Annotated in this window: 26 protein-coding genes, 2 tRNA genes and 1 rRNA gene; 12 read left to right on the top strand and 17 right to left on the bottom strand. The window is 63.9% G+C overall.

All coding sequences use genetic code 11. The features are described from left to right. Positions 1 to 37 precede the first annotated feature (37 nt). Complete coding sequence (locus MA07_RS14830) at positions 38 to 1,012, bottom strand: cation diffusion facilitator family transporter (protein ID WP_036352300.1); 975 nt, start codon at positions 1,010 to 1,012, stop codon at positions 38 to 40. Then, the gene (locus MA07_RS27855; RefSeq protein WP_052003189.1) at positions 1,009 to 1,713 is read right to left on the bottom strand and encodes a transporter substrate-binding domain-containing protein; all 705 of its coding nucleotides are present in this window, start codon (positions 1,711 to 1,713) and stop codon (positions 1,009 to 1,011) included. Before MA07_RS27855 ends, MA07_RS14830 begins: the two co-directional genes overlap by 4 nt. Positions 1,714 to 1,930: 217 nt before the next feature. On the opposite strand from MA07_RS27855, the gene MA07_RS14820 reads away from it, so the two are divergent. Further along, positions 1,931 to 2,224, top strand: a complete 294-nt coding sequence (locus tag MA07_RS14820) for an acylphosphatase (protein ID WP_036352297.1) — start codon at positions 1,931 to 1,933, stop codon at positions 2,222 to 2,224. Here MA07_RS14820 and MA07_RS14815 read toward each other — a convergent pair. Next, positions 2,221 to 2,631, bottom strand: a complete 411-nt coding sequence (locus tag MA07_RS14815; protein ID WP_036352294.1) for a rhodanese-like domain-containing protein — start codon at positions 2,629 to 2,631, stop codon at positions 2,221 to 2,223. The two genes, MA07_RS14820 and MA07_RS14815, sit on opposite strands and share 4 nt — an antisense overlap. A gap of 73 nt (positions 2,632 to 2,704) precedes the next feature. On the opposite strand from MA07_RS14815, the gene MA07_RS14810 reads away from it, so the two are divergent. Continuing rightward, positions 2,705 to 3,397, top strand: coding sequence for a DUF599 family protein (locus tag MA07_RS14810; protein ID WP_200879375.1), 693 nt, complete (start codon positions 2,705 to 2,707; stop codon positions 3,395 to 3,397). Further along, complete coding sequence (locus tag MA07_RS14805; RefSeq protein ID WP_036352292.1) at positions 3,390 to 3,665, top strand: DUF3253 domain-containing protein; 276 nt, start codon at positions 3,390 to 3,392, stop codon at positions 3,663 to 3,665. Before MA07_RS14810 ends, MA07_RS14805 begins: the two co-directional genes overlap by 8 nt. On the opposite strand, the gene MA07_RS14800 is transcribed toward MA07_RS14805, so the two are convergent. The 7 genes from MA07_RS14800 to MA07_RS14770 form a co-directional block, all read right to left on the bottom strand. Further along, positions 3,632 to 4,459: a YdcF family protein gene (locus MA07_RS14800; RefSeq protein WP_036352289.1), complete on the bottom strand. Its 828-nt coding sequence runs from the start codon at positions 4,457 to 4,459 to the stop codon at positions 3,632 to 3,634. The genes MA07_RS14805 and MA07_RS14800 overlap by 34 nt on opposite strands. 175 nt (positions 4,460 to 4,634) lie before the next feature. After that, a complete protein-coding gene (locus MA07_RS14795; protein ID WP_036352481.1) occupies positions 4,635 to 5,339 on the bottom strand; it encodes a ribonuclease activity regulator RraA in 705 nt (234 codons plus the stop codon). Between the two features lie 94 nt (positions 5,340 to 5,433). Next, positions 5,434 to 6,087 (bottom strand): glutathione S-transferase family protein, encoded by a 654-nt coding sequence (locus tag MA07_RS14790; RefSeq protein ID WP_036352286.1) that lies wholly within the window; start codon positions 6,085 to 6,087, stop codon positions 5,434 to 5,436. A gap of 145 nt (positions 6,088 to 6,232) precedes the next feature. Beyond that, positions 6,233 to 7,405 carry an isovaleryl-CoA dehydrogenase gene (locus MA07_RS14785; RefSeq protein ID WP_036352282.1) on the bottom strand — a complete coding sequence of 391 codons (1,173 nt, stop codon included), beginning with the start codon at positions 7,403 to 7,405 and terminating at the stop codon, positions 6,233 to 6,235. A 214-nt stretch (positions 7,406 to 7,619) separates the two neighbouring features. Then, positions 7,620 to 8,432, bottom strand: coding sequence for a glycoside hydrolase family 25 protein (locus tag MA07_RS14780; RefSeq protein ID WP_244445262.1), 813 nt, complete (start codon positions 8,430 to 8,432; stop codon positions 7,620 to 7,622). Positions 8,433 to 8,612: 180 nt separating this feature from the next. Continuing rightward, a complete protein-coding gene (mgtE, locus tag MA07_RS14775) occupies positions 8,613 to 9,989 on the bottom strand; it encodes a magnesium transporter (protein ID WP_036352478.1) in 1,377 nt (458 codons plus the stop codon). A 236-nt stretch (positions 9,990 to 10,225) separates the two neighbouring features. Continuing rightward, positions 10,226 to 10,310: transfer RNA gene (locus tag MA07_RS14770), tRNA-Leu, on the bottom strand. 253 nt (positions 10,311 to 10,563) lie between these two features. On the opposite strand from MA07_RS14770, the gene lipB reads away from it, so the two are divergent. The 3 genes from lipB to MA07_RS14755 all read left to right on the top strand — a co-directional run bounded on the left by lipB (position 10,564) and on the right by MA07_RS14755 (position 13,491). Next, the gene (gene lipB / locus MA07_RS14765) at positions 10,564 to 11,298 is read left to right on the top strand and encodes a lipoyl(octanoyl) transferase LipB (protein WP_036352274.1); all 735 of its coding nucleotides are present in this window, start codon (positions 10,564 to 10,566) and stop codon (positions 11,296 to 11,298) included. An 89-nt stretch (positions 11,299 to 11,387) separates the two neighbouring features. After that, complete coding sequence (locus tag MA07_RS14760; protein WP_036352270.1) at positions 11,388 to 11,765, top strand: hypothetical protein; 378 nt, start codon at positions 11,388 to 11,390, stop codon at positions 11,763 to 11,765. Positions 11,766 to 11,883: 118 nt separating this feature from the next. Then, positions 11,884 to 13,491: a carboxyl transferase domain-containing protein gene (locus MA07_RS14755; RefSeq protein WP_036352268.1), complete on the top strand. Its 1,608-nt coding sequence runs from the start codon at positions 11,884 to 11,886 to the stop codon at positions 13,489 to 13,491. A gap of 48 nt (positions 13,492 to 13,539) precedes the next feature. On the opposite strand, the gene MA07_RS14750 is transcribed toward MA07_RS14755, so the two are convergent. Beyond that, positions 13,540 to 13,746 (bottom strand): hypothetical protein, encoded by a 207-nt coding sequence (locus MA07_RS14750; RefSeq protein WP_160195440.1) that lies wholly within the window; start codon positions 13,744 to 13,746, stop codon positions 13,540 to 13,542. Positions 13,747 to 14,031: 285 nt separating this feature from the next. Here MA07_RS14750 and MA07_RS14745 point away from each other — a divergent pair, with 285 nt between their 5' ends. The 3 genes from MA07_RS14745 to MA07_RS14735 all read left to right on the top strand — a co-directional run bounded on the left by MA07_RS14745 (position 14,032) and on the right by MA07_RS14735 (position 17,814). Then, positions 14,032 to 14,883 (top strand): SAM-dependent methyltransferase, encoded by an 852-nt coding sequence (locus MA07_RS14745; protein ID WP_036352262.1) that lies wholly within the window; start codon positions 14,032 to 14,034, stop codon positions 14,881 to 14,883. 371 nt (positions 14,884 to 15,254) lie between these two features. After that, a complete protein-coding gene (gene ilvD, locus MA07_RS14740) occupies positions 15,255 to 16,985 on the top strand; it encodes a dihydroxy-acid dehydratase (protein WP_036352260.1) in 1,731 nt (576 codons plus the stop codon). Beyond that, positions 16,972 to 17,814: a tetratricopeptide repeat protein gene (locus tag MA07_RS14735; protein ID WP_052003188.1), complete on the top strand. Its 843-nt coding sequence runs from the start codon at positions 16,972 to 16,974 to the stop codon at positions 17,812 to 17,814. The genes ilvD and MA07_RS14735 overlap by 14 nt, the downstream gene beginning before the upstream one ends. A gap of 127 nt (positions 17,815 to 17,941) precedes the next feature. Here the strand turns inward: MA07_RS14735 and xth are convergent, their stop codons facing one another. Further along, positions 17,942 to 18,727, bottom strand: coding sequence for an exodeoxyribonuclease III (gene xth / locus MA07_RS14730; protein ID WP_036352257.1), 786 nt, complete (start codon positions 18,725 to 18,727; stop codon positions 17,942 to 17,944). 222 nt (positions 18,728 to 18,949) lie between these two features. Here xth and MA07_RS14725 point away from each other — a divergent pair, with 222 nt between their 5' ends. Both MA07_RS14725 and MA07_RS29660 read left to right on the top strand, forming a co-directional pair. Beyond that, on the top strand, positions 18,950 to 19,513 hold the full coding sequence (locus tag MA07_RS14725; RefSeq protein ID WP_036352254.1) for a hypothetical protein: 564 nt from the start codon (positions 18,950 to 18,952) through the stop codon (positions 19,511 to 19,513). 46 nt (positions 19,514 to 19,559) lie between these two features. Next, entirely contained in the window at positions 19,560 to 20,081 is a 522-nt protein-coding gene (locus MA07_RS29660; protein WP_152568877.1) for a hypothetical protein, read from the top strand. Between the two features lie 3 nt (positions 20,082 to 20,084). On the opposite strand, the gene MA07_RS14720 is transcribed toward MA07_RS29660, so the two are convergent. From MA07_RS14720 to MA07_RS14710, 3 genes are all read right to left on the bottom strand, one after another. Then, positions 20,085 to 21,176, bottom strand: coding sequence for an alkene reductase (locus MA07_RS14720; protein WP_036352251.1), 1,092 nt, complete (start codon positions 21,174 to 21,176; stop codon positions 20,085 to 20,087). 107 nt (positions 21,177 to 21,283) lie between these two features. Beyond that, positions 21,284 to 22,237 carry an aldo/keto reductase gene (locus tag MA07_RS14715; protein ID WP_036352249.1) on the bottom strand — a complete coding sequence of 318 codons (954 nt, stop codon included), beginning with the start codon at positions 22,235 to 22,237 and terminating at the stop codon, positions 21,284 to 21,286. Positions 22,238 to 22,351: 114 nt separating this feature from the next. Continuing rightward, on the bottom strand, positions 22,352 to 23,734 hold the full coding sequence (locus MA07_RS14710; RefSeq protein ID WP_036352246.1) for a hypothetical protein: 1,383 nt from the start codon (positions 23,732 to 23,734) through the stop codon (positions 22,352 to 22,354). A gap of 534 nt (positions 23,735 to 24,268) precedes the next feature. On the opposite strand from MA07_RS14710, the gene MA07_RS14705 reads away from it, so the two are divergent. Next, positions 24,269 to 24,688, top strand: coding sequence for a hypothetical protein (locus tag MA07_RS14705; RefSeq protein WP_036352243.1), 420 nt, complete (start codon positions 24,269 to 24,271; stop codon positions 24,686 to 24,688). Positions 24,689 to 24,946: 258 nt separating this feature from the next. On the opposite strand, the gene MA07_RS14700 is transcribed toward MA07_RS14705, so the two are convergent. Then, positions 24,947 to 25,023: transfer RNA gene (locus MA07_RS14700), tRNA-Met, on the bottom strand. Between the two features lie 128 nt (positions 25,024 to 25,151). Next, positions 25,152 to 25,268: ribosomal RNA gene (rrf, locus tag MA07_RS14695) — 5S ribosomal RNA — on the bottom strand. Positions 25,269 to 25,409 lie beyond the last annotated feature (141 nt).

Genomic DNA, 25,409 nt, shown 5'->3' with positions numbered 1-25,409 from the left:
GCCCAAGGTTCGTCCCCTCTGGGGCGCTCCAGGCGGATCAGCCCTGCCCATCCGTCGCCGGTGAGGCGTCCCTGAGGCGAGGCACGACGGAGATGGTCACGTCGTGCAGGCGCCAGTTCATCTCCTTGGCGTCATCGATGGCTCGGGCCACCCGCTCCGGCAGGTTGTCCGTCTTGCTGGGCACCACATAGACCTCGCCGAGAACGATGTGCCCGCTTTCCCGAAGGCGGACCTCGGCCTCCTTGACCCAGTCCAGGGCTTCGATCCTGCGCCGAAGATCCTCCGGCAGGGTCTCATAGCCTGAGCGGTCGGTCTTTTCCGGGCGCCGCTGCATGAGATCGGCAGTGACGACGCCAAGGTTGGAAACACCGTCTTTGAGAATGTCGAGGGCGATGATGCCCGCAGCCAATGGATCGACCCACCAATAGCCGAAGCCCACCCCAAGGACGCCGATGGCAGTGGCGCTTTCCGCCATCCAATCGGCCTTCATCATCTTGGCGTCCGCGTACAGAATCTTGTCGTGGAGTTTGGGCGCCAGCTTCAGTTTCATGTGCCCCAGGATGACGCTCGGGATGCCCGTATAAGCAATGGCCGCCAGCATGGGCCAGCCGGCCCAGATCGTCTCTCCGAAGATATGCATGCCGCCGATGGTGGTGCGTTCGCCCGAGATGAACTTGCTGGCGGATTCAAAGATCAGGAACAGGCCCATCGCCACGAGAGCAATCGATGAGATCAGGTAGCCGATGGAAACGGCCCCATGATAGCCATAAGGAAATTTCCGGTTCGGAGGCCAGAGCGCGATGCGGCTGCAGATGAGGAAAACAATGGCCGGGATGACGCTGATCACATCCTCAAGGAAACTCGCCCGCATGGCCTGCGATGAGCCCATTGTGATGTACAGAGCCGCTGCGGCCGAGGCGATGTAGAGGACGGTGATGACCTCGAGGCGCCGGGCGCGCTTGAACAGGGCTTGTTTGTCCTCGGGAAATTCGAAGGTCTCAATTGGCCTCATCGCAAAGCCTCCATGGCCTTGTCCTTAAGGGCTTCCTTGTCTTGGGCCTGCAGGAACTCGTCGAGGGAGAGGAGCAGGGCGCTCTCGCCCGGAATGACGGCCATGACCCTCCTCTCGGTCGACAGTTCATCCTCCGTCGGCTTGAGGCCGCGCCGCTCAAGCTCGAAGTCGTACCCGGCCATGATAGGGGCCGGGGCTCCGCTGCCATTCAGCGGTACGGGTTCGGCTTCCAGTTCCCTCACCTGAGCTACGAGATCGAGGCGCTCCGGATCGACCGCGATGCGCTGCCTTGTCCAATCGGCCAAGGGCATCTGCCCCGGTGCAACGCCGATGTGGGTTTTGACCTCCAGATAGGGCTGGGACAGGGCGAGCTGGCCGGAGTGGGGTGTCTTGTCGGTCAATCCCATGACCAGGACGTCCAGCTCCCGCCTGTAAAGCGCCTCCACCAGATCGTCAGCAGGACCGGTTATGACGCGGGCTTTCGTGCCGAGGCTCTGGGCCCACTGGGTGACGAGGGCAGGCTCGACCCCGTCGATCCGTCCGTCCGCGACGACGGTCCAGGGCGGGTTGTGGGCCACCCCCACCTTCATCTCGCGGCCCGCCCGGAGCTGCTTGAGGGTTTCCGCATTGTCCTTGGGAAAGTCGCTGCAGCCGCCCGTAGCGAGAAGTCCGATCAGGATCGCAGCAATCCTCGTACGCATGATGCACCTGAACAACTACTGTTCAGCTTGAATTCCGGAACTCACGATTCGTTCCGCCTTTTTGAGGCAGAGTGAGAGGCCGGGCCTGCTCGAACCCAGGGAGGGCCGGCGAGGCCTTGCGCAAGGTGGATCCCTAGGGCTGGGAGCGCATTGTCCAGACCGAGGGGACTTTGCCGGGCGCCACACCGATGCCCGCTCTGCGCGCCGATGAGGGACAATGACCGAGAGCAGAACCATCCATGTCCTGATCCATGGCCGCGTCCAAGGGGTGAGCTTTCGCGCCTGGACGCAGCATCTGGCGGAGTTGCATGGCCTCAGAGGCTGGGTCCGGAACAGGCAGGATGGCTCGGTCGAGGCCGTTTTCTCAGGACCCGCCGATCTCGTCGCGGTGATGCTCAAGGCCTGCCGTCAGGGCCCTGCCGGGGCGCTTGTCGAGAGCGTTGAGACGATCGACGGCGCAGACGCGGATCTCGGCCCGCCGGAGCGGTTCGAAATCAGGCGAACGGTTTAAGCCTTCTTCGGCTCAACGGTTTCGACAGCACCGCCGGCATTCTTCCATGCGGTGAACCCGCCTTCCATGTGGGCCACCGGCTGCAGGCCCATGTCCTGTGCTGTTGCAGCCGAGAGTGCCGAGCGCCAGCCGGCAGCGCAGAAGAACAGATAGGTCTTGTCCTGGGCGAAGACCGGCTTGTGGTAGGGGCTCTCCGGATCGATCCAGAATTCCAGCATGCCGCGCGGGCAATGCACAGCGCCCGGAATACGGCCTTCGCGCTCCAGTTCGCGCGGATCGCGTAGGTCCACGAACACTACGTCATCACGGCCGTGCAGCGACACGGCTTCGGAGACCGGCACGGTCCTGATCTTCGCGTTGGCCTCGTCGAGCAATGTCTTGTAGCCGCGGGTGATGGTCTGAGGCATAACGGGTTCCGGTTCTCTGCGGGCCTTTGAACAAACTGGACGAGATGGCGGCGGAGTCAACGGGAGATCACGGGTGCTGGGTTTCACCAATCTCGATTACGCAGCGCTGGCCTTCTTCCTGATCGCCTGGGTCGGCTACCATGCCGCTCTCGAGCTCACGCCTGCGGGGCAGAAGAGCCTCAACAAGGTGATGAACCAATACCGTTATCGCTGGATGGAGCAGATGGTGGTGCGCGAGCACCGTATCGTCGACACCACGATCCTGGCTTCCCTCATGAACGGCACGGCCTTCTTCGCCTCGACCTCGCTCATCGCCATCGGCGGCGTGCTGGCGCTTCTGCGCTCGACGGATTCGGTTCTGCCGCTCTTCGCCGACCTGCCGTTCGGGGCGCCGCCGACACGGGCTGCCTGGGACGTGAAGGTCGGCGGCCTTGCCGTGATCTTCGTCTATGCCTTCTTCAAGTTCGCCTGGTCGTACCGGCTCTTCAACTACATGGCGATCATGGTCGGGGCCGTTCCCGTGCTGACGGAGAGCAGTCGCGAGGAGGCGCTTGCCGTTGCGCGCCAGGCCGGCGCGATGAACGCGGTCGCCGGCAAGCACTTCAACCGCGGTCAGCGGGCCTTCTTCTTCTCGCTCGCTTATCTCGGATGGTTCGTGAGCGCCTATCTTTTCATGGTCGCGACGGCCGGTGTGCTGATCGTCATGTGGCGGCGCCAGTTCCTGTCAGACGCCCATGACGCAGCCTTGAGGAAAACCAATGTCTAAAACCGCCACACCGGAAGAGCTTGAGGCCACCATGCTCGCGCTCCTGGGGGAGCGGGGACCCGGCAAGACCATCGGGCCGGCCGATGTGGCCCAGGCACTCGGCGGCAACCAGCCGGACGGGTGGGGGCCGCTCATGCAGCCCGTCCGCAAGGCGGCCGTGCGCCTCATGAAGGCGGGGCGCATCGTCATCCTGCGCAAAGGGCGGCCGGTCGACCCGGACGATTTTCGCGGCACTTATCGGCTGGCGCTGCCGCCTGCGGAGGCCTGAGGTCCGGGGAACAGCCGCGTGGTGCGCCCGGACGCGTAATAGGCGATCAGCCCCGCCCATTCCTTGGTGCCGATGTCGAGGCGCCGCAGGCCTTCCGAGACGAACGCGAAGGGAAGGTGGGTCCTTGCCCCTCCGGCCGTGCGAAAGTCCACCGGGTAGGGCGTGACGGGGAACGCAACCTTCTCGAACACGCCGACGGCGCGCGGCATGTGCCAGGCCGATGTTACCAGGAGCCAGCGCTCGCCCTCGCGCGGCTTTGCGAGCTCTCGCGAATAGACGGCATTCTCGGCAGTTGTCCGAGATTGGTCCTCGACCAGGATGCGTGTGGGGTCGATGCCGATGCTCTTGAAATACTCCGCAACGATCGGAGCCTCGGCAGCGCCACCGCCGAAGACCGTGCCGCCACCGCCCGAGATCAGGATGCGGGCGTTGGGATAGCGATGGGCGAGCTGGATCGTGTCGAGGACGCGCTCCGCCGCTTCATTGGCCACGATGCTGCCACGCGCCTTCGAATCGGATGCCTCCACCGCGCCGCCGAGCAGGATGATCCCGTCGACAGGCCTGCCGTCGTCTCGGAACGGGGCGAAGCGCTCCTCCAGCGGCAGCAGGATATAGCTCGCGATGGGGAGGAGCCCCAGGGCAATGGTCGCCAGCGTGAACACGAGGCTCAGCCCGATGCCGAAGCGGCGAAGGCGCTTGAAGAGGCTGAGCACCAGCCCCAGCAGAATGAGGCTCAGCAGCAGATTGGATGGCGTGGTGAAGAACCAGGCGATTTTCGAAACGTAATAGAACACCCGCCATCCTTATTCTTGGTGTTTCGCTGAATAATATCCCCAGCGTCATCACCGGCCTTGTGCCGGTGATCCCGATCCGGTGAGGCACAGCGCTTTTCAGGCTCGGGATGGCCGGGACAGGCCCGGCCATGACGTGCTGCGGTTATGTACGAGTCTTCAATGAGGCGCTGCAGATTTAAGACTTGTTCAACTCGGCCTCGTAGCGGGCCTTGGTCTCCGCATTGGGCGGGTACAGACCGGGGAGGGGAACGCCCTTCTCCACCTCGCGCATGACCCACATCTCGTAGTGTTCCTGCGCCACGGCAGCCTTGGCGACTTCTTCCACCATGGCGGCCGGGATCACCACGACGCCGTCCCGGTCGGCGACGATCACGTCATCCGGGACGACCGCGACGCCGCCGCAGCCGATGGGCTCCTGCCAGCCCACGAAGGTCAGGCCTGCGACGGAAGGAGGAGCGGCGATGCCCGCGCACCACACCGGCAGGTTCGTTCCCTCGACGCCGACTGCGTCGCGCACTGCGCCATCCGTCACGAGCGCCGCCACGCCGCGCTTCTTCATGCGGGCCGTGAGGATGTCGCCGAACACGCCTGCATCGACGACGCCCATGGAGTCGATCACCGCGATGCAATCCTCCGGCATGTCCTCGATGGCCGCCCGGGTGGAGATCGGGGAAGCCCAGGATTCCGGCGTCGCCAGATCCTCGCGGGCCGGCACGAAGCGCAGGGTGAAGGCGCGGCCCACCATCTTCTCCGACGCGTGGAAAGCCGGCATCGGCCCCTTCATCCAGCACCGGCGGATGCCTTTTTTCAGCAGCACGGTAGTGAGCGTCGCGGTGGAGGCGGCCCGCAGGGCGTCGGCGATGGCTTTGTCGAGGGTCATGGGTTCTTCCCTGATATGGATCAGGCTTTCATAGCGGCCGGGAGCCTGGAGCGCCACCGCAACGAGACTTTCTCAGCCGCATTCCTGCCGTGCGTCAGTCGCGGTCCGGCGCGCCGAGCGGGAAATGAGGACGGTAGGGTCGGGCCTCGTCGACGGCCCGTGCGAAGGAGGGCCGGGCCAGAAGCTTCCGGCGGTAGTCCCGAAGGCGGGGAAATCTTTCGCCCATCGGATGCGCCCAGTCGGCATAGAAGAGCGACGGGGCGGCGGCGCAATCGGCAAGGCTGAAGGTAGCACCAATGGCCCATTCTCTCCCGGCCAGGGTCGCGTCGAGCCAGGCGTAAGCCTTGTCGAGCATGGTTCGCGCTTCAGTGACGCCATAGGGGTCGCGATCCTGCTCCGGACGGATCCAGTCGAGCACGATCTTCTGCATCGGCGTGGCGATGTAGTTGTCGAAGAAGCGATCCATCAATCGGACATTAAGAGCGGCGTGCGGATCCTTTGGAATTAGCCGCACCGGTCCCGGATGATGGAGTTCCAAATGCTCGATGATGATGCTGGCCTCCAGGATGAGGCGCCCAGCGTCCACGAGTGTGGGAAACTTCTTGATGGGCCAGAGGGTCTCAAGCTCGGCACCGTTCTTCGCATCGTCGAGCGTCAGGTATTCGAACGGCGTGCCGTTCTCGTACAGCGCGATCAGCACCTTCTGACAGTAGGAGGAGAAGGGGTGAGCATAGAGCTTCAAGGTCATCGCGGCCTCGCGGGTATGAATCCGCTCCTCACAGTAAACAGTCCTGCTTGAACGAAAAGGCCCGTCGCGTCTGCGGCAGGCTCCAACAAACGAACGGCCGGGACTACGCCCGGCCGTTCTGGTTAAGTCTCGAGTGCAGCCTTGGTCAGGCGGTCTTGGCGAACAGCTCGCGGCCGATCAGCATGCGGCGAATCTCGCTGGTGCCGGCGCCGATCTCATAGAGCTTCGCGTCGCGCAGCAGGCGGCCGGTCGGGTAGTCGTTGATATAGCCGTTGCCGCCCAGCAGCTGGATCGCATCGAGAGCCATCCTGGTGGCGTTCTCGGCAGCATACAGGATCGCCCCAGCCGCATCCTCGCGGGTGGTCTCACCCCGGTCGCAGGCCTTGGCGACCGCATAAACGTAGGCCTTTGCCGCGTTCATGGTCACGTACATATCGGCGACCTTGCCCTGCACGAGCTGGAACTCACCGATGGCCTGGCCGAACTGCTTGCGCTCGTGGATGTAGGGCAGCACCACGTCCATGCAGGCCTGCATGATGCCCGTGGAGCCGGCCGCCAGCACGGCGCGCTCATAGTCGAGGCCGGACATGAGCACGTTCACGCCCCGGCCGACCTGACCGAGCACGTTCTCCTCCGGCACCTCGCAATCCTCGAACACCAGCTCGCAGGTGTCGGATCCGCGCATGCCGAGCTTGTCGAGCTTCTGGTGCGTGGAGAAGCCCTTGAAACCCTTCTCGATCAGGAAAGCCGTCATGCCGCGCGGGCCTGCCTCCGGGTCGGTCTTGGCATAGACCACAAGCGTCTCGGCCGTGGGGCCGTTGGTGATCCACATCTTATTGCCGTTGAGCACGTAGCGGTCGCCGCGCTTGTCGGCGCGGGTGCGCATGGAGACCACGTCGGAGCCCGATCCCGGCTCGGACATGGCGAGCGCGCCCACATGCTCGCCGGAGATGAGCTTGGGCAGGTAGCGGCGCTTCTGGTCCTCGTTGCCGTTGCGGCGGATCTGGTTGATGCAGAGGTTGGAATGGGCGCCGTAGGACAGGCCCACCGACGCGGACGCGCGGGAGATCTCCTCCATGGCGATCACGTGCTCGAGATAGCCGAGGCCCGCGCCGCCATACTCCTCCTCGACCGTGATTCCGTGGACGCCGAGCTCGCCAAGCTGGGGCCAGAGGTCGCGCGGGAACTGGTTGGTGCGGTCGATCTCCTCGGCGCGGGGCGCGATCTTGTCCTGCGCGAAGTCGCGCACTGTCTCGCGGATGGCGTCGGCGGTCTCGCCGAGATCGAAATTGAAGCCCTTGGCGGCGTTCGGCAGCATTGATTCCTCCCCGTTCCATTCGTGACCCGGAAGGGTACGCGATGGATGGTTTTTTTTCGCGGCTCATTTTGGTCAGCAATGCTGCCCTTATCAAGGCCAAGGCATCAAGAAAAGTGAGGCGGTGTCACGGCCCGACCGGTAACTGGCCTTGGCTCGCAAAAGAAAAGGCTCCCGCACGATCCGTGGGGAGCCTGAACTTCGTCCGGTTGGAGCCTTATTCGTCGATGCTCGCCGTCTGCACCGCGTCCATGTCGCGGCAGATGCCCTGCGGCTTGAGCCGGCCGTGGTCGCGCGGGTCGCAGGCGCTCGCGACGAACATGCGCCACTGGTTGTCCGTGCCGTAGAAGGCGTTGCGGTCCACGTCACCCTTCACGCCGGGCACACGACCCGTGGTGGTGAACTGCCAGAAGGTCCAGCGGCGGTTGTTGTAGCGCACGTGGGGCTCGGCCGCCGTGCTGCGGATCCAGTAGGGATGGTCGTTGAACTCGCCCTCCAGGATCTCCTTATGGAAGGTGATGTCGGTGTAGATGATCGGCCGCTTGCCCGTGTGGGCCTCCATCTCGCGCAGCATCAGGTCGATCATGGCGAGGGCCTGCTCGCGCGGAACCTTCTTCGGGCAGTTCACCGACTGGCCGTTCCACTCCACGTCGAGCACCGGGGGGAGGGCGTCCGGGTCCGCCGGCACGTTCTTCTTGAACCAGGCCGCCTGCTCGTGGGCCGGGCGGCACCAATAGACGAAATGGTAGGCGCCGCGCGGAACGCCTGCCCGTCTGGCAGCCTGCCAGTTCTCATGAAATTTGCTGTCGATGTGGTCGCCGCCCTCGGTCGCCTTGATAAAGGCGAACTTGGTGCCGGCCTGGCGCAGGGACGCCCAGTCCACGTCACCCTGCCATTTCGAGATGTCGACGCCGTGGATCGGCAGCCGGTGAGCGGTGGCGACGCCTTCGTGCGGACGGGCATCGCTCTTGGCCGGGTAGCGGCTGGACGAGGAGGGGGCGATGGCGCAGGAGGCAAGGCCCAAGGCCATGGCGGCAAGCGCGCCGAACCGAGCGACCCTAACGAACGTCGTCAGGCCAGAGTTCTTGGAACGGCTGGGGGAGCGGCGGCGAGTCTTCATCGGTTCAACTGTATTGTACGCAGGACTGGATCACACCAGGGATGACGCAAGAGCGTTAACAGGCCCTTACGACACGGACGCGAAACAAGCTTACAAGTTAAACCAGGCGGTTGCGATGCCTAAAAAGGCGAAGAAGCCGACGATGTCCGTGATGCTGGTGACGAAGGGGCCGGACGAGACGGCAGGGTCCACGCCCATCCGGTTGAGGGTGAGAGGCACGAAGATGCCGCCGAGCGCCGCAAAGAACAGGACCGTGATCAGGGCCAGTCCGATCACGAGGCCGAGTTCCGGCGATTCGAACCAGAGCCCCGCCAGGACACCCATGATGATGGCGAAGGCCATGCCGTTGAGCAGGCCGACGGCTCCCTCGCGGCGGATGATGCGCCAGGCATTGGAGCGCCCCAGCTCCCGGGTGGCCAGCGCCCGGACCGCCACCGTCATGGTCTGCGTGCCCGCATTGCCTCCCATGGAGGCTACGATAGGCATGAGGATGGCGAGCGCAACCATCTGCTGCAGCGAACCCTCGAAGAGGCGAATGATGCTGGAGGCGATCAGCGCCGTGCACATGTTGGCGAAGAGCCAGGGGAAGCGGCTTCTCTGGATGTAGAGGATCGTATCGGAGAGCTCTTCGTCCGATTTCACGCCGCCGAGCTGCTTGATGTCGGCATCGGCTTCCTCCTCCAGCACGTCCACGATGTCGTCGACGAGGATGGTGCCGACAAGCCGGCCTCCCTCGTCCACCACGGCGGCCGAGACGAGGTTGTAGCGCTCGAACAGGCGGGCCACCTCCTCCTGATGCTGGGTGGCCTCCACCCGGTCCGGCTCGTCGTTCATGATCTCCTGGATGGTGACCGGGCGCTTGGAGCGCAGGAGCTTGTCCAGGGGCACCGCTCCGAGCAGGTGGGCCGCGGGGTCGATGACGAAGATCTCGTAGAAGGTCTCCGGCAGATCCTCCGTCTCGCGCATGAAGTCGATCGTCTGCCCCACCGTCCAGAACGGAGGCACTGCGATGAACTCGGTCTGCATGCGCCGGCCAGCGCTGTCTTCCGGGTAGTCGAGGGAGCGTTGGAGCGCCACGCGCTCGATGGCGGGAAGCTGGTCGAGAACCTCCGCCTGTTCGTCTTCCGGGAGGCTCTCGAGAATGGTGATGGCATCATCTGAATCGAGTTCGCGCACGCCCTCGGCGACGGTGGCTGTCTCCAGCTCCTCAAGGATCTCCTCGCGGACGGCCTCGTCCACCTCGGTCAGCGCCGCGAAATCGAACGAGGAGCCGAGGAGCTCGATCAGCCGGTGGCGGTGCTCGGGCGCCAGAGCCTCGAGCAGATCGCCCATCTCGGATTCGTGGAAGTCCTCCACCAGTTGCTGCAGCAGATCCGCGTCCGAGGCCTCAATGGCATCGGCGGCGGCGGCCAGGAATTCCGGATTGAGTTCGCCTTCCTCGTCCCGGAATGCCGGTGTAACCGGCATAGACCCATCGGGGGTCGGAAGCAGCGTCTTGTCTTCGACTTCCTGCATGAGCCGTCCTCGGGAGTGGGTTGCCGGCCTTTTAGGTGCCTGCGCCAGTCAGCGCAATGCGCCCCAAAGGCTTTCTCGGAATATCGCTTGTCGGCCGTTCCTGCCCTCAGGAGCCGGAGCAGCTGAGGTCAACAAAAAAGGCCCCGGTGAGGGGCCTTTATGTTTTCAGCACGAGATGTGCTGAAAGTTGGTGCGGTCAAGAGGACTCGAACCTCCACGGGTCTCCCCGCTACCACCTCAAGGTAGTGCGTCTACCAATTCCGCCATGACCGCGAACTCGGTTTCAGGAAGGGTTTTCCTGAAGAGGTGGTCGCTCTAGCAGAACGATCGGACCGCTGCAACCCCTTCCGTGGAGCTTGCGGCGATTGAAGGGCGTGCATGTCTCGGGCGACGACGGAGGGGATAGGCGATAAGCCTCTGGAACGACTATATAAGCCCAAACTCAATGGGCGCAGGAGCAGACCCTCGCTCCCTCAAGGATCAGGACGCCTGCCGTTCTGGATTCTAGAAAATTCAAGGTGAATCGGTGTCGAACCTGCGAGACAGCCTGGCCGTTCAGTTCCATGCCGAGAGCGGCTCCGAACCGGTGGAATGGGCCATTACGGACGCCCTCGTCGGCTATGAGGCGGCCGTGGCCTTCATGGAGGCCCGGGCCAAGGCGATTGCGGCCGGCCAGGCCCGCGAGATGGTCTGGCTGCTGGAGCATCCGCCGCTCTACACGGCCGGCACCTCGGCCGATGCCGCGGACCTCGTGGATCCCGACCGCTTCCCGGTTCACCAGACGGGCCGGGGAGGGCAGTACACCTATCACGGTCCGGGTCAGCGGGTCGCCTATGTAATGCTCGATCTCAAGCGCCGGGCGCCTGACCTGCGCCGCTATGTGGCCGCCCTGGAGGCCTGGATTATCGCGACTCTGGATGGCTTCAATGTTCGCGGCGAGCGGCGGGAGGATCGGGTCGGAGTCTGGGTCCGCCGGCCAGACAAGGGGGAAGCCGCGGAGGACAAGATCGCCGCCATCGGCATCCGAGTGCGCCGCTGGGCCACCTTCCACGGCATCAGCCTCAATGTGGAGCCGGATCTCTCCCATTTCTCGGGCATCGTGCCCTGCGGCGTGACCCAGCACGGGGTCACGAGCCTCGTCGATCTCGGCATTCCCGTGACCCTGCCGGAAGTCGATTCAGTCATGCGGACGGCGTTCGAGGAGATCTTCGGGCCGACCGTGCGGGTCGACGCACCGTTGCTCCCGAGCCACGCCGCCTAGGATTTTCGCCTTCCATACGGCAAGGCTTCTCCTCAACGCGGCTTCATGCTCTAAGCTGGGGCAAACGGCTGATCATTGGCGGAACTTCCATGCAACGTGCCCTCCTTGCCTCCCTCGTCGCCCTGGCCGCTTCGGCCTGCGCCTACCGGCCCGAGCCGACGGAACTCGTGAAGATCGTCGATTCGCCGGTGGATGTCCGTGCTTGCACGCGTCTTGGTGAGGTGAGCCCGGTGACCCCCACCACGCCCGGAACGCACACGCAGGTCAATGTCGGCTTCGGCGTGACGCTCGGCAGGTCCACCTTCGGCCGCGCCACCGACGACATGCTGCAGGCCACCGTCGCCCTTGGCGGCACGCATCTCTACCTGCAGCAGGTCTCCCAGGATTGGTCTCTGGTGCGCGGCATCGCCTATCACTGCGGATCGGGCGTCATCCGGCGGGAAGCGGTCATTCAGGCCAAGGGCTGAGGCCTGAACCTCCCAAGTCCCAGTTGCGCAGGCTCCCCGGTTCTAGCTACTGAGCGGTAAAGCCCTCCGGCTTGCGCCGGGCAGGAGCCAAAACCCAAGAACCAGGGAGACCGACGCCGTGCCCGTCATCGCCACCTCTGCCGACCTGACATCGGACGCCGCGCGGGCGAACCGCGCCGCCTGGGCCGAGCTCGCCCTGGATCTCCAGGCCAAGCGGCGGGCTGTGTCGGAAGGCGGGCCCGCAAAGGCGCGGGAACGGCACCTCGCCCGCGGCAAGCTGCTGCCCCGAGAGCGCGTGATGCGCCTGCTCGATCCCGGAGCACCTTTCCTGGAGCTTGGCTCTCTTGCGGCTCACGGCATGTATGAGGACGCGATCCACGGCGCCGGGATCATCACCGGCATCGGCCGGGTCGAAGGTCGCGAGGTCATGATCGTCTGCAACGATTCGACCATCAAGGGCGGCACCTACTACCCGATGACGGTGAAGAAGCACCTGCGCGCCCAGGAAGTGGCGCGCGAGAACCGTCTGCCCTGCATCTATCTGGTCGATTCCGGCGGCGCGAACCTGCCGCACCAGACGGAAGTCTTTCCCGACCGCGACCATTTCGGCCGCATCTTCTACAACCAGGCGACCCTGTCCTCGCTCGGCATCCCGCAGATCGCCTGTGTGATGGGCTCCTGCACGGCGGGCGGCGCCTATGTGCCGGCCATGTCGGACGAGACGGTCATCGTGCGCCGCCAGGGCACCATCTTCCTCGGCGGTCCGCCCCTGGTGAAGGCAGCCACCGGCGAGGTGGTCTCAGCGGAGGATCTCGGCGGCGCGGACGTGCATGCCCGCCAATCCGGCGTGGCGGATCACTACGCCACCGACGACGTCCATGCCCTCGCCATCGTGCGCCGCATCGTCGGCACGCTCAACACCCGCAAGAGCATCGACATCGACATCGCCGACCCGGTGGAGCCCAGGTATTCCATCGATGACCTCGATGCGATCGTGCCCACCGACCTCAAGAAGCAGTACGACATCCGCGAGGTGATCGCCCGCCTCGTGGACGGCTCCGAGTTCGACGAGTTCAAGCGCCTCTACGGCACCACCCTGGTGACGGGCTTCGCCCGGCTGTGGGGCATGCCGGTCGGCATCATCGCCAACAACGGCATCCTGTTCTCGGAGAGCGCCCAGAAGGGCGCGCATTTCATCGAACTGTGCTGCCAGCGGCGTATCCCGCTGCTCTTCCTGCAGAATATCTCCGGCTTCATGGTCGGTCGCCAGTACGAGGCAGGCGGCATCGCCAAGGACGGCGCGAAGCTCGTCACCGCCGTGGCCTGCGCCCAGGTGCCGAAGATCACGCTCCTGGTCGGCGGCTCGTTCGGCGCCGGCAATTACGGCATGTGCGGACGTGCGTACTCTCCGCGCTTTCTCTTCACCTGGCCGAATTCCCGCATCTCGGTGATGGGCGGCGAGCAGGCGGCGAGCGTTCTCGCCACCGTGCGGCGCGACAACATCGAGGCCGAAGGAAAGTCCTGGAGTGCCGACGAGGAAGAGTCCTTCAAGGCACCGATCCGCAACAAGTACGAGGAGGAGGGCTCCCCGTACTATGCGACCGCCCGCTTATGGGACGACGGCATCATCCTGCCCTCGGAAACGCGCCGCGTGCTGGCACTGGCGTTCTCGGCCGCCCTCAACGCTCCTGTACAGGAAACGAAGTTCGGCGTGTTCAGGATGTAGGACTGAGCCCCACTTCATGGTGGAACGCTCCAGGATCAGGTATATTTCCTATTCAGCTTCTCGACGTGCGCGTCTACGCGCGTTCGAGTTATTTGCGCCCGCTTGGTTCTGCGCCTTGATGGCTTCCGCTTCAGCAACGGTCTTGCGAACCTCTTCTTCCACGCGGCGGTACTTCTCGTCGAGTTCCCGGCGGTGCTCCGCCTCCATGGCAGGTTCGGCAAGGTCCGTGATGCCGATCGGATCGAAGAAGCTCATGACGGCCATCCCGGCCGCTTGAGAGTCGTGCCTTTCGCGCGTGACCTGCACGTCTGCCAAGGCGGCATGCACGCCGGATCCCATAGCATTTGGATCCACCGCAGGGGCGGCAGGAGGGGAGGCTGTTGTCTGATTGCAGGCTGCGACGAGCGGAAGCAGTGCAAGAAACCCTAAGGAAGGAAGGCGCTGAATTGCCATTGGCATATCCCTGAGAAGCGCCATTTACTTAACATAGACTTGATTCCTGATGTCCTCTCCGAACGGAGAGGAGAGTGACGGTAAGTCATGGAAACCCACGCCGATCAGGACCAATCCGCCCAGGTGCGGACCTCTTATGCGTCCGAACTCGTGCGCTTGGCCGGGGTAGAGAACGCCCGGGTCGAGAACGCTTTTGCGCAGATTCCCCGCGAGCGCTTTCTGCCGCCTCCGCCCTGGACGGTGATCAGCATGGGAATCGGGACGCAGACCCGCCAGGTCTCTGATATCTACAGCAACGTTCTTGTCGCCATCGACCGCGACCGTGGCATCAACAATGGCGAGCCTGCGCTTCACGCATCGTGGATCGATACCGTCAGCCCTCAACCGGGCGAGACAGTGATTCATGTCGGCGCTGGGCTGGGTTACTACACCGCTATCCTGTCTCTGCTCGTCGAGCCTGGCGGCTACGTGGAAGGGTTCGAGTACGAGGCCGATTTGGCGTCGCAGGCCCGGCGGAACCTGCAGGGCCGTTCAAACGTCGCGATCCATGCTGAATCAGCTTTCGGGCGTGTGCTGCCCAAGGCCGATGTCGTCTATGTGAACGCGGGGGTCACGGCCCCGGATGTGGAGTGGCTGCGGGCCCTCAATCCCGGCGGGCGGCTGATCTTTCCCTGGCAGCCGCACGAAAGCTGGGGACCGGCGGTTCTGGTAACGCGGCAGGCCAATGGCTTCAGCGCCCACCCACTGATGAGGGTTGGTTTCATCCCCTGCAGCGGCACGAGAAAAACCGCTTCGAGTAGGAACCTGCCGAGCGAGGCGGACCTTGCCGCCGTTCGATCCCTGTGGATCAGGAGCGAGCGGGAGCCTGATGCCAGCGCAGTTGCCGTTTACGAGGATATCTGGTTCTCGTCGGAGCAGATGCGGGCGTGGGCAGTCTGAACACTACACGGCGGCACGGGCATATTCCATCGGTATGCCTTCCATGTGAAGCGGCTTGGCAAAGGGGCCAACAGAAATCCCCTCCCAAGAATGTTGCGGCCGAGCAACACCCTCAAACCTTCAACATCTTGCCTGCCTTGGCCCAAGCTCCGCCGCGATGCCGCCATAAACCGAGCGCACCTTATGAAGCTGGCTAAAGTGCTTCTAAACCAAGGCTTTACAGTAAGGCACCCTGGGGCAAATCCAGGTTAAGCCTGTTGAGCCGATCCTTCCTTAGGGTCATTGCACGGGTGGTGCGGCACATGGCAGATCACGGGAGTTCCAAGAGCTTGGATCTCCTTGTGGGAACCGGGTGAAGAAGAGTGCGGACCATGGATGCGCGCCTGATCGACAAGTCGAAGCTGCCGAGCCGTCACGTGACGGTCGGGCCGGCTCGTGCGCCGCACCGCTCCTACCTCTACGCCATGGGCCTGACCCGGGAGCAGATCGCCCAGCCACTGGTCGGCGTCGCCACCTGCTGGAACGAGGCTGCTCCCTGCAACATCTCCCTCATGCGCCAGGCCCAGGCCGTAAAGAAGGGCGTGGCGGCGGCCAGCGGCACCCCGCGCGAGTTCTGCACGATTACGGTCACCGACGGCATCGCCATGGGTCACCAGGGCATGAAGGCGTCGCTCCCGTCCCGCGAGGTGATCGCGGATTCGGTCGAGCTGACCATCCGGGGCCATTCCTATGATGCGCTCGTGGGCATGGCCGGCTGCGACAAGTCATTGCCGGGCATGATGATGGCCATGGTGCGCCTCAACGTGCCGTCGATCTTCATCTATGGCGGGTCGATTCTGCCCGGCTCCTTTCGCGGTCGCCAGGTGACCGTGCAGGATCTCTTCGAGGCGGTCGGCAAGCATTCCGTCGGCGAGATGTCGGACGAGGACCTGACCGAGCTCGAGCAGGTGGCCTGCCCGTCCGCCGGCGCCTGCGGGGCGCAGTTCACCGCCAACACCATGGCGACGGTCTCCGAGGCCATCGGACTTGCGCTGCCGTATTCGGCCGGCGCTCCGGCTCCTTACGAGATCCGCGACCGGTTCTGCGCCGCGGCCGGCGAGCAGATCATGGACCTGATCGCCAAGAACATCCGCCCGCGCGATATCGTGACCCGCAAGTCCCTGGAGAACGCCGCGACGGTGGTGGCGGCCTCCGGCGGCTCGACCAATGCGGCCCTGCACCTGCCGGCCATCGCCCATGAGGCGGGAATCAAGTTCGACCTGTTCGACGTGGCCGAGATCTTCAAGCGTACGCCCTACATCGCGGACCTGAAGCCCGGCGGACGCTATGTGGCCAAGGACCTGTTCGAGGTCGGCGGCATCCCGCTCCTCATGAAGACGCTGCTCGATCACGGCTTCATGCACGGCGACTGCATGACGGTCACCGGCCGCACCATGGCCGAGAACCTCGCTTCCGTGAAATGGAACGACGAGCAGGACGTGGTCTATCCGGCGAACACGCCGATCACACCCACGGGCGGCGTCGTGGGCCTCAAGGGCAATCTCGCGCCCGAAGGCGCCATCGTGAAGGTGGCCGGCATGGCCGCCGGAAGCCAGGTGTTTCGCGGCCCGGCCCGCTGCTTCGACGGCGAGGAGGCCTGCTTCGAGGCCGTCTCCAAGCGTCAGTACGAAGAAGGCGAGGTTCTGGTGATCCGCTACGAGGGACCACGCGGCGGTCCCGGCATGCGCGAGATGCTGTCCACGACGGCCGCGCTCTACGGCCAGGGCATGGGCGACAAGGTCGCGCTCATCACCGACGGACGGTTCTCCGGCGCGACCCGCGGCTTCTGCATCGGCCATGTGGGGCCGGAGGCTGCCGTGGGCGGGCCCATTGGGCTCATCAAGGACGGCGACATTATCGCAATCGATGCCATTAACGGCACCATCGACGTGGAACTCTCGGACGAGGAGCTCACCCGGCGCCGGGCCCAGTGGAAGCCTCGCGAGACGAGCGCCACCTCGGGCTATCTTTGGAAATATGCACAAACCGTTGGTCCCGCACGGGATGGGGCAGTCACCCATCCGGGCGGAGCCGCAGAAAAAGAAGCCTATGCGGACGTCTAACTTCATCCTGGTCACATTGGGGGTGGGTTTCCTCGGGGCGGGCGCCGCTCACGCGCTCGATGCCGCGCCGCGTCCGCAGCCGCTGACGCCTGCTCTCGCGCCGGCGCTGGCGCCTGCCACCAAGTACGGCTCGGCGCGCGATGCCCTGCGCAGCGGCATGCGCACCTACAATGCCGGCGACAAGATCGGGGCCGTCCACGCGCTCGAATATGCGGCCGGCCAGGGCCACTCGCTTGCGCTCTGGAAGCTCGGGCGCATGTATGCCGACGGTGACGGCGTGGAGCACGACGACCTGAAGGCGTTCGAGTATTTCTCGAAGCTCGCCGACCAGCATGCGGACGAGAGCCCGGATTCGCCGAATGCCGGCGCCGTCTCCAGCGCCTTCGTGGCGCTCGGCGGCTATTTCCTGGACGGCATTCAGGGAACCTATGTCGCGGCCAATCCGGCGCGCGCCGTCGAGATGTTCAGCTACGCGGCGTCGTATTTCAGCGACTCCAACGCGCAGTACAACCTCGCGCGTCTCTACCTGGAAGGCACCGGGGTCCGCAAGGATGCCCGCCATGCGGCCCGCTGGTTCAACCTGGCTGCCGAGAAGGGCCATACGGCCTCCCAGGCGCTCCTGGGCCATCTCCTGATGACAGGGCAGGGCGTTCCGCGCCAGCGCGCCAAGGGGCTGATGTGGCTGACGCTGGCCCGCGAAGCCTCGACGGATGCCGCCAAGGATCAGTGGATCGTGGATCTGTACCAGGATGCTTTCACGGCAGCGGACGACAGCGACCGCAAACTCGCGCTCGCTCTTCTGGAGCAGTACATCCAGGCGCGCCGCTAAGACGGGCTACTGAACACCTCATGTCATGGCCGGGCTTGTCCCGGCCATCTCAATTCTGTGAGGCTCTGCACCTTGGAATCGAGATCACCGGCACAAGGCCGGCCATGACGTAAGAGCTTCCTGACGATCACTCGATATCGAGATCGACGATCACCGGCACGTGGTCGGAAGGCTTGTCCCAGCCGCGCACTTCCTTGCGGATCGAGGTTGTCTTCAGCTTATCCTGCGCCTGGGCCGAGAGCAGCAGGTGGTCGATGCGAATGCCGTTGTTCCGCTGGAACGCGCCGGCCTGATAATCCCAGAACGAGTAGAGCCCCGGCTGGTCGCTGCAGGCGCGCACAGCATCCGATAGGCCCAGGTTGAGAAGTTCGCGGAACTTCGCCCGGCTCTCCGGCTGGAACAGGGCGTCCCTCGTCCAGGCTGCCGGATCGTAGGCATCCTCGGGCTCAGGGATCACGTTGTAATCGCCGCACAGGACCAGGGGCTCCTCCAGCGCCAGCAGGCTGCGGGCATGGGCGCGCAGGCGGTCCATCCAGGCGAGCTTGTAGTCGAATTTCGGCGTGCCGATGGGGTTTCCGTTCGGCAGATAGATGGAGGCGACCCGCACGGCGCCCGTGGAGGTCGAGATCACGCCTTCCAGGTAACGGGCCTGCTCGTCGCTCTCGTCTCCCGGCAGGCCACGGCGCACGTCTTCGAGCGGCCGCTTGGACAGGATCGCGACGCCGTTATAGGCCTTCTGCCCATGGGTCACCACGTTGTAGCCCATGGCCTCGACCTCGGCTCGCGGGAAGGCCTCGTCTACGCATTTCAGTTCCTGCAGGCAGACGACATCCGGGTCGGCGCTCTTCACGAAGGTGCCGAGGTGGTCCAGCCGCTGCTTGATGGAGTTCACATTCCACGTGGCAATCCGCATCCCGGCACTCCCGTTGTCCTGTCGCCTGTGCTTCATCGGATTTTCGTCCTTGGCTGGCAAGCCGGAACTTCGCCATCGTCCCCATGGTTGCGCCCCATGCCCGAATCCTGGCTTATGCCCACCGAAAGTTCCTGCAAATTCTTCGTGCTCGGCTCCGGCCGATCGGAAGGGGGCTCCTCATGAGGGCTGCCATCGTTGATGCGTCCCATAAAAGGTCCATCCATGTCCCAGGTTGAGATCCACGGCTATGCCATCGTGTCGGACAACGAGTGCATCGCCGACGCGTCGGGCCATACGCCCGAGGTGCTGCGCAACGAGGCGGATTGGGCTTATTTCCAGGCCGAACTCAACAAGTCCGCCGTCATCGTGCTCGGTCGTCTCGGACACGAGGCCAACGCGAACCCCAAGGGCCGCCTGCGGATGATCCTGTCCTCGTCATCCCCCGGCCTCGAGCGGCGTGCCGACGGATGGTGGTGGCACCCCGGGAAGCTGTCGTGGGCCGAGGCGATCAGCACTGTTCTGCCGGCAGGCGGCCGGGTCGCCGTACCCGGCGGGCGCCAGGTCTTCGATCTCTTTCTCGATATCGGATACGATGCGTTCCACCTGACCCGCGCGGAAGGCACACATGTGCCTGATGGTGTTCCCGTCTTTTCGGAATGCCGAGCCAGCAGGAACGCTGAGACAATTCTGTCGGAGCGGGGCCTCGTTCCGGGAGAGCGCCGGGTCCTCGACCCGGCGAGCAGGGTCACCCTGGCGATTTGGCGGCCATCTGACGGAAACTCATGACTCTGGCTGGAGTTGACGTTCGACAGCACCTCGAAAGGAGGCGCCGATGCGTCATCTCACCATTTCGACCGCCCTGGTCGCAAGCTGCCTGATCGCAGGAGCCGCATGGGCGCAAGGATCCTCCGGAAGCTCCAGCAGCGGCAGCGCTGGCGGTTCCTCCTCCAGTGCAGCGCCGTCGACCGGTTCATCTTCCTCGGGGACTGCCGCACAGCCGGGCAACCCGGCCCTCCGCCCTCCTGGGCAGGGTGCTGCCGGAAACACGGGTGTCAGGGGCGCGCCTGACACCCTGACCGGAAACGGCGCGAACCAGGGCACCAGCGCGACCGGGAACGCGACCACAGGCCGTGCCGGATCGCCCCCCGGCAGCGAAGGCAGCACGGGTGGAGCAGCCACCAGCGCAAACCGTTCCTCAACCGATCCCAACACCACTGGCGGCGTTGGGGGCGTCAACCGGCTTGAGCCGGGTGAGCGCTCTGCGGTCGCTCCGACAGCTCGGGAAGAGGAGTTGTTTCGCAAAGGTGAGGAGTTGGAGCAGAAAGCCCGCGAGGGCGTCTGCTCCACCTGCTGATGCTCAGGCCGCCTCGTTGAGAGCCGGATAATCCGTGTAGCCTTCCGTGCCGCCGCCATAGAAGGTGGCGCGATCCGGCTGGTTGAGCGGTGCATCGAGGCGGAAACGCTCGACAAGATCCGGGTTCGCAATGAAGAGCCGCCCAAAGGCCACGAGGTCGGCCCGTCCACTCGTGATCGCCTCGGCCGCCATGTCGCGGTCGTAGCCGTTATTGGCAATGTAGGCGCCGCGGAAGGAGCGGCGTAGATCTGTGTAGTCCATGTCGACAGCGTTCCGGTCACCCTGTGTGGCGCCCTCGATCATGTGGATGTATGCGAGCCCGAGCTTGTCGAGCCGCTCGACCACATGGCCGAACAGGGCCTGCGGGTTTGAATCCGCCGCGTCGTTGACCTTCGCCGGCGAGAGGCGGATGCCGACCCGCCCCTTGTTCCAGACCTTCAGCACGGCTTCGGCCGCTTCGATCGTGAGGCGAGCGCGGTTCTCGATGGAGCCGCCATAGGCGTCCGTGCGGTGGTTCGAGCCGTCCTTCATGAACTGGTCGAGCAGGTAGCCATTGGCCGCATGGATCTCGACCCCATCGAAGCCGGCCTCCTTGGCATTGCGGGCGGCATTCTCATAGTCGCGCAGGATGCCCGGGATCTCTGAGAGTTCGAGCGCACGGGGCTCGGACACGTCCACGAAACCGTCTGTAATAAACGTCTTTGTCTGAGCCCGGAGTGCCGAGGGCGCCACCGGTGCTGCACCGCCCGGCAGGAGCGAGGTGTGGGACACGCGACCCACATGCCAGAGCTGAATGAAGATCCGGCCGCCGGCCTTGTGAACGGCGTCCGTCACCTTGCGCCAGTGTGCAACCTGCTCCGAGGTGTAGATCCCGGGCGTGCGCAGGTAGCCCTGTCCCTGATGGGAAATCTGCGATCCTTCCGAGATCAGGAGACCCGCGCTGGCCCGCTGGGTGTAGTAGGTGGCGGTGATGTCACGCGCAACGTCACCCTCCGCGGCCCGATTGCGGGTGAGGGGAGCCATGACCAAGCGGTTCGGCAGGGTCAGGCTGCCCAGTGTGAAGGGCTGGAACAATGCGTTGGCATGGGCACTCATTGAAAACCTCGTTTCATCCTGTGGAATTAACTGAAGCACAGGTCGACACGAGATAATAAGCCTTCCGCCTCAGACAACGGAAAGCTGCCATGCAAAAAACGGATGTCTCAGCCTGACGTACTGGCTTTATCGAGCTCTGTGATCTCGGCCTCATCGAGGCGCAACTTGGTTGCTTTTGCGATGTCCTGCAATTGCTGCACGCTCGTGGCGCTGGCGATGGGCGCCGTAAGGCCGGGGCGCGCCATCAGCCACGCAAGAGCGACCTGGGCCGGTGTCGCGTCCTTGCGTGCGGCCACATCGTCCAGGGCCGAGAGGATGCGCTTGCCTCTCTCGTTGAGATACGCCGCCATGCGTCCGCCACGCACGCTCTTTCCGAAGTCCGCCTCAGACCGGTACTTGCCCGTGAGGAACCCGCTGGCGAGGCCATAATAGGGAATGACGCCGATCTCCTCCTTCCGGCAGAGCGGCTCCAGTTCCGCCTCGTATTCGGAGCGGTCATAAAGGTTGTATTTCGGCTGCAGGCTCTCGTAACGCGGAAGGCCCCGCTCGGCGCTGATCGCCAGCGCCTCTGTCATCCGGGCTGCGGTGAAGTTGGAGGCACCGATGGCTCGCACTTTTCCCTCGCGGATCAGTTCGGCATAAGCCTCGAGCGTCTCCTGCTGCGGCGTATCGGAATCGTCGCGATGGGATTGATAGAGATCGATGAAGTCAGTCTGAAGCCGGCGGAGAGAATCCTCGACTGCGGAGCGGATATAGCTCTTCGACAATCCCTTCCGGTCTGGTGCCATCTCGGAACCGACCTTGGTGGCAATGACGATCCGGTCGCGGTTGCCACGCGCCTTCAGCCACTTGCCGATGATGGCCTCCGACTCGCCCCCGGCATTACCGGGTGCCCATGTGGAGTAGACATCCGCCGTGTCGATGAAGTTGAGGCCCGCATCCACGTAAGCGTCGAGAAGCCTGAAGGACGTTGCCTCGTCGGCCGTCCATCCGAAAACGTTGCCGCCGAGGCAAAGGGGCGAAACCATCAGGTCCGAGCGGCCGAGTCTGCGTTTATCCATCATCATCTCCCTACGCGTAGCCGATGTGGGGCGGACAACAGCAACGGCAAGACGATAGATCAGGAACAGCGTCCGACACGATGCTCATGGGCCGGACGCTGCTACGATGCGGAATTAGGCTGCGGCGCTCCATGTAATGCCGCGGGCTTCTGCAAAAGCCATCAGATCGGATTCGCTGCCGATGCGGTGGCGCTGGTCGATCGTCCAACCCGTCTCATCACGCACGACGATGTAGCCGCGTGCCTGGAGACGCGAGACGACTGACTGGATGCCGCCCGACTCGGTGCGCGTCACGCCGCGCTCTGCGATAAAGCGCTCGATGGCGGCCTGGGCGGCTTGGGCAAGATCGACGGCATCGGCCCGATTGGCCGGTTTGGCCTTGGCCTTCGCCTGCGCCATGATGCGCGCGGGATCGCGGCGAACGGATTTCCAGCCGCCACGGCCTGACGTTTGGGTATCGGCTTGATCGATCTCAACCTGACGAGCCGCTGCAGGGGCTTCCATGACGACGATCTTCGGAGCCGTGGGTGCCGCAGGTGCTTGGGGCAGGCGCGGGGCGGCTTCTCGTGACATCCCCTGCACGGCCGGCAGAACTGCCTTCTTTCTGGCAGGCTTCGACACGTCGGCAGATGCGGAGGCCGCGACCTGTGCCTCCACCTGTGCCTCCTTGCGCAGTTTCTCCTCGCGGGCCTTCCGCTCAAGGATCAAGCGGGCAGCCTCTTCGGTTTGCCGTTTGGCCTCAGTCTCGCTCTTCCTGGTTTCAGCTTCCTGGCGTCTGGTGTCGGCGGCAGTTTTCTTCGCTTCGGCTTCGGCCTGCTGCGCAGCCACCAACCGGCGAGCTTCCGCCTCTGCCACGCGCTTGACCCGGATAGTGAGCCGCTGGTCGATGCGCGCCTTCTCGGCGATGGCGGCGCGAGCCGCCTTAATCATGCCGGCCTCGGCTTCCGCAACCAAACTCCTCAGGCGGCTAGCCATGAGATCCTCGAGAGCTTTGATCGCGCACTCGAGTTCTGCTCGAGGATCGGTCGTCTGAGGTGTTACGGCAGCCACCGCGATGGTTGCAGCTGGAAGAGCAGGCTGACGCACCGGCTTGGAGGCGGTAGATTTTTTTAACGCAGGTTCTGTCGATGAAGCCTTGATGACCTTTGGGCGAGCCGACTCGGCAGCCGTGATCTTCGCCAGCTTGGAGAGATCCCGCACGCCGATCAGGCCGAGATCCTGCATCTTCCAGCGGATCTGGGTCACGCTTCTTCCGAGATCAGCGGCAATCCGCTTGTCCGTCATCGGCGGGTCGGCGCAGACGAGCTCGCGCAGGCGCGCGACGCTGGCTTCATCCCAGGACTGGTGAGGCTGGACAAGAGTGCCGATCAGCCTGGCTCTGGCATAGGTCGCCGGGACAGGCCTTCCCAGTTTCGCCGCGGTGACGGGCACCGGCACCTTGGCTTCCCGATCACGACGCAGGATGTCGAGTTCTTCTTCAGTCCAGACCCTGTTCATTGCAGGGCTTCTCCTTTTCTCAGCAAGCTGGGATCCGGCGAGCCTGCATTGCGGACGAAGTGCGAATGCGGGAGGAAAGAAAGATCGCCGGATCAGGCCGGCGACGGGTTACGTCAGACCGGCATCAATGTGGGAAGTGCGCCCTGTCGGGCGTCGGTTCTGACGGGCTGCCCGCCTGAACGCCCCACACGGGACTGGGTTCAGGTCGCAGTTCATGTTCATGTATGAAGCAGGACCTCCCAGCGAAGCACTGGCTTCGCAGGACACGCCTTTGCGGTCGCTCGAGGTTGTTCTGCTTCGACATGATTGACGTTCAAATCACGAATGATGTGCTGATGTAGTCGGCTTTCCGGGAAATCTCAATGCACGAATAGTGCCGCACGGGAAACACTTCACATCCATCGCTATGAGGTTCGAAAAAGCCCGCAAAAACTTGGATCCTGACGGTCTCGTAAGAATTGCTTAACCATAAATGGACATTCTGAATTTCGTGGATTTCTGGGGATTCCACATAAGGCCTACAGGGGAAGGCTCATGACCGACAGCGCTCTAGCACAAACAATCAAAGAAAGAATCGAAGCGGTCAAAAAGGTTGTTAATCTGCTTGCACAGGCGGGCAGGGGGGATGACCTGCACGACCTGCGCGTGCTCCTCATCAATACGATGGGTCTGCTCAAGCGCGACCCCGGCACGGAAGCTGCCGTCGACGATCTTTATGCGGCGGCTGCCGTGCTCGTGAAGGATGCATCGTCCGGCATTTCGCCATCGGCGCGATCACTCCGCATCCTTCTGTCGGCGTCCGATCGTTTCTGCTCGCGTCTTGTGGCGGCGGTAGAACGGATCGAGCCGGCGGAACCGGAGCCGCGCTTCAAGGGATTGGAGGCCGCCTACGCGGTTCAGTTGGAACGGTTCTCGCTCAACGCCGATCTCGATCCGGTTGGGCAGGTGGCCTGAACGCCATAACCGCATTCAAGAATTGAAAGTCGATGAAGCCTTCCCTGCTGCAGGGAAGGCTTTTCTGTTGTTCGGTTCGTCCGCTTTCGAATGTCGCGAGTGTGTTTTCACGTATGCAGCTTTAGACACACCCACGGCTTCCAGACGTGTGAGACATACACGAGGGCTCGGTTTACCGTCTGTATACCTTGCTCTGTGTCCGGACGTGGCGAAGCCCCCATGGTTTCCCGTGGGGGCTCACGTGTAACGTCTGAGAGTTGGTTGCGGGGACAGGATTTGAACCTGTGACCTTCAGGTTATGAGCCTGACGAGCTACCGGGCTGCTCCACCCCGCGCCACTCATGGCCTTCAAAGCAGGGCTTTGAAGGCGAAGGGGAGATACGCAAAAGCGCGGCGTTCTGCTGGAACGACCGCGCTTGTGTTGTCAGAGACTGTAAAGAGGCGTTGTGTTTGTCCTTGGCAGGCCCGGCAATGACCTACTCTCCCGGGTCTTGAGACACAGTACCATCGGCGCTGAGGAGTTTAACGGCCGAGTTCGAGATGGGATCGGGTTCTTTAGCTCCTCGCTCAAATCACCGGACCGGCGAAGGACAAACAGCAGGCAAGGGAGCCTCAGGGCTCCACCTTCGAACTTCGCAGCTCCAAGGTCAAAGTCTTTCTCGTCAAAGTTGGCGCCCCGGACCCGTCAGGGTCCGCAAGGCCGACCGGCCGCCCATGCCCG

Origin of the sequence: Microvirga sp. BSC39 (assembly GCF_000739015.1) — a bacterium.
Lineage (GTDB): Bacteria > Pseudomonadota > Alphaproteobacteria > Rhizobiales > Beijerinckiaceae > Microvirga.
Note: the sequence above shows the minus strand (reverse complement) of the source record. Positions and strands in the feature narration are given on the sequence as shown.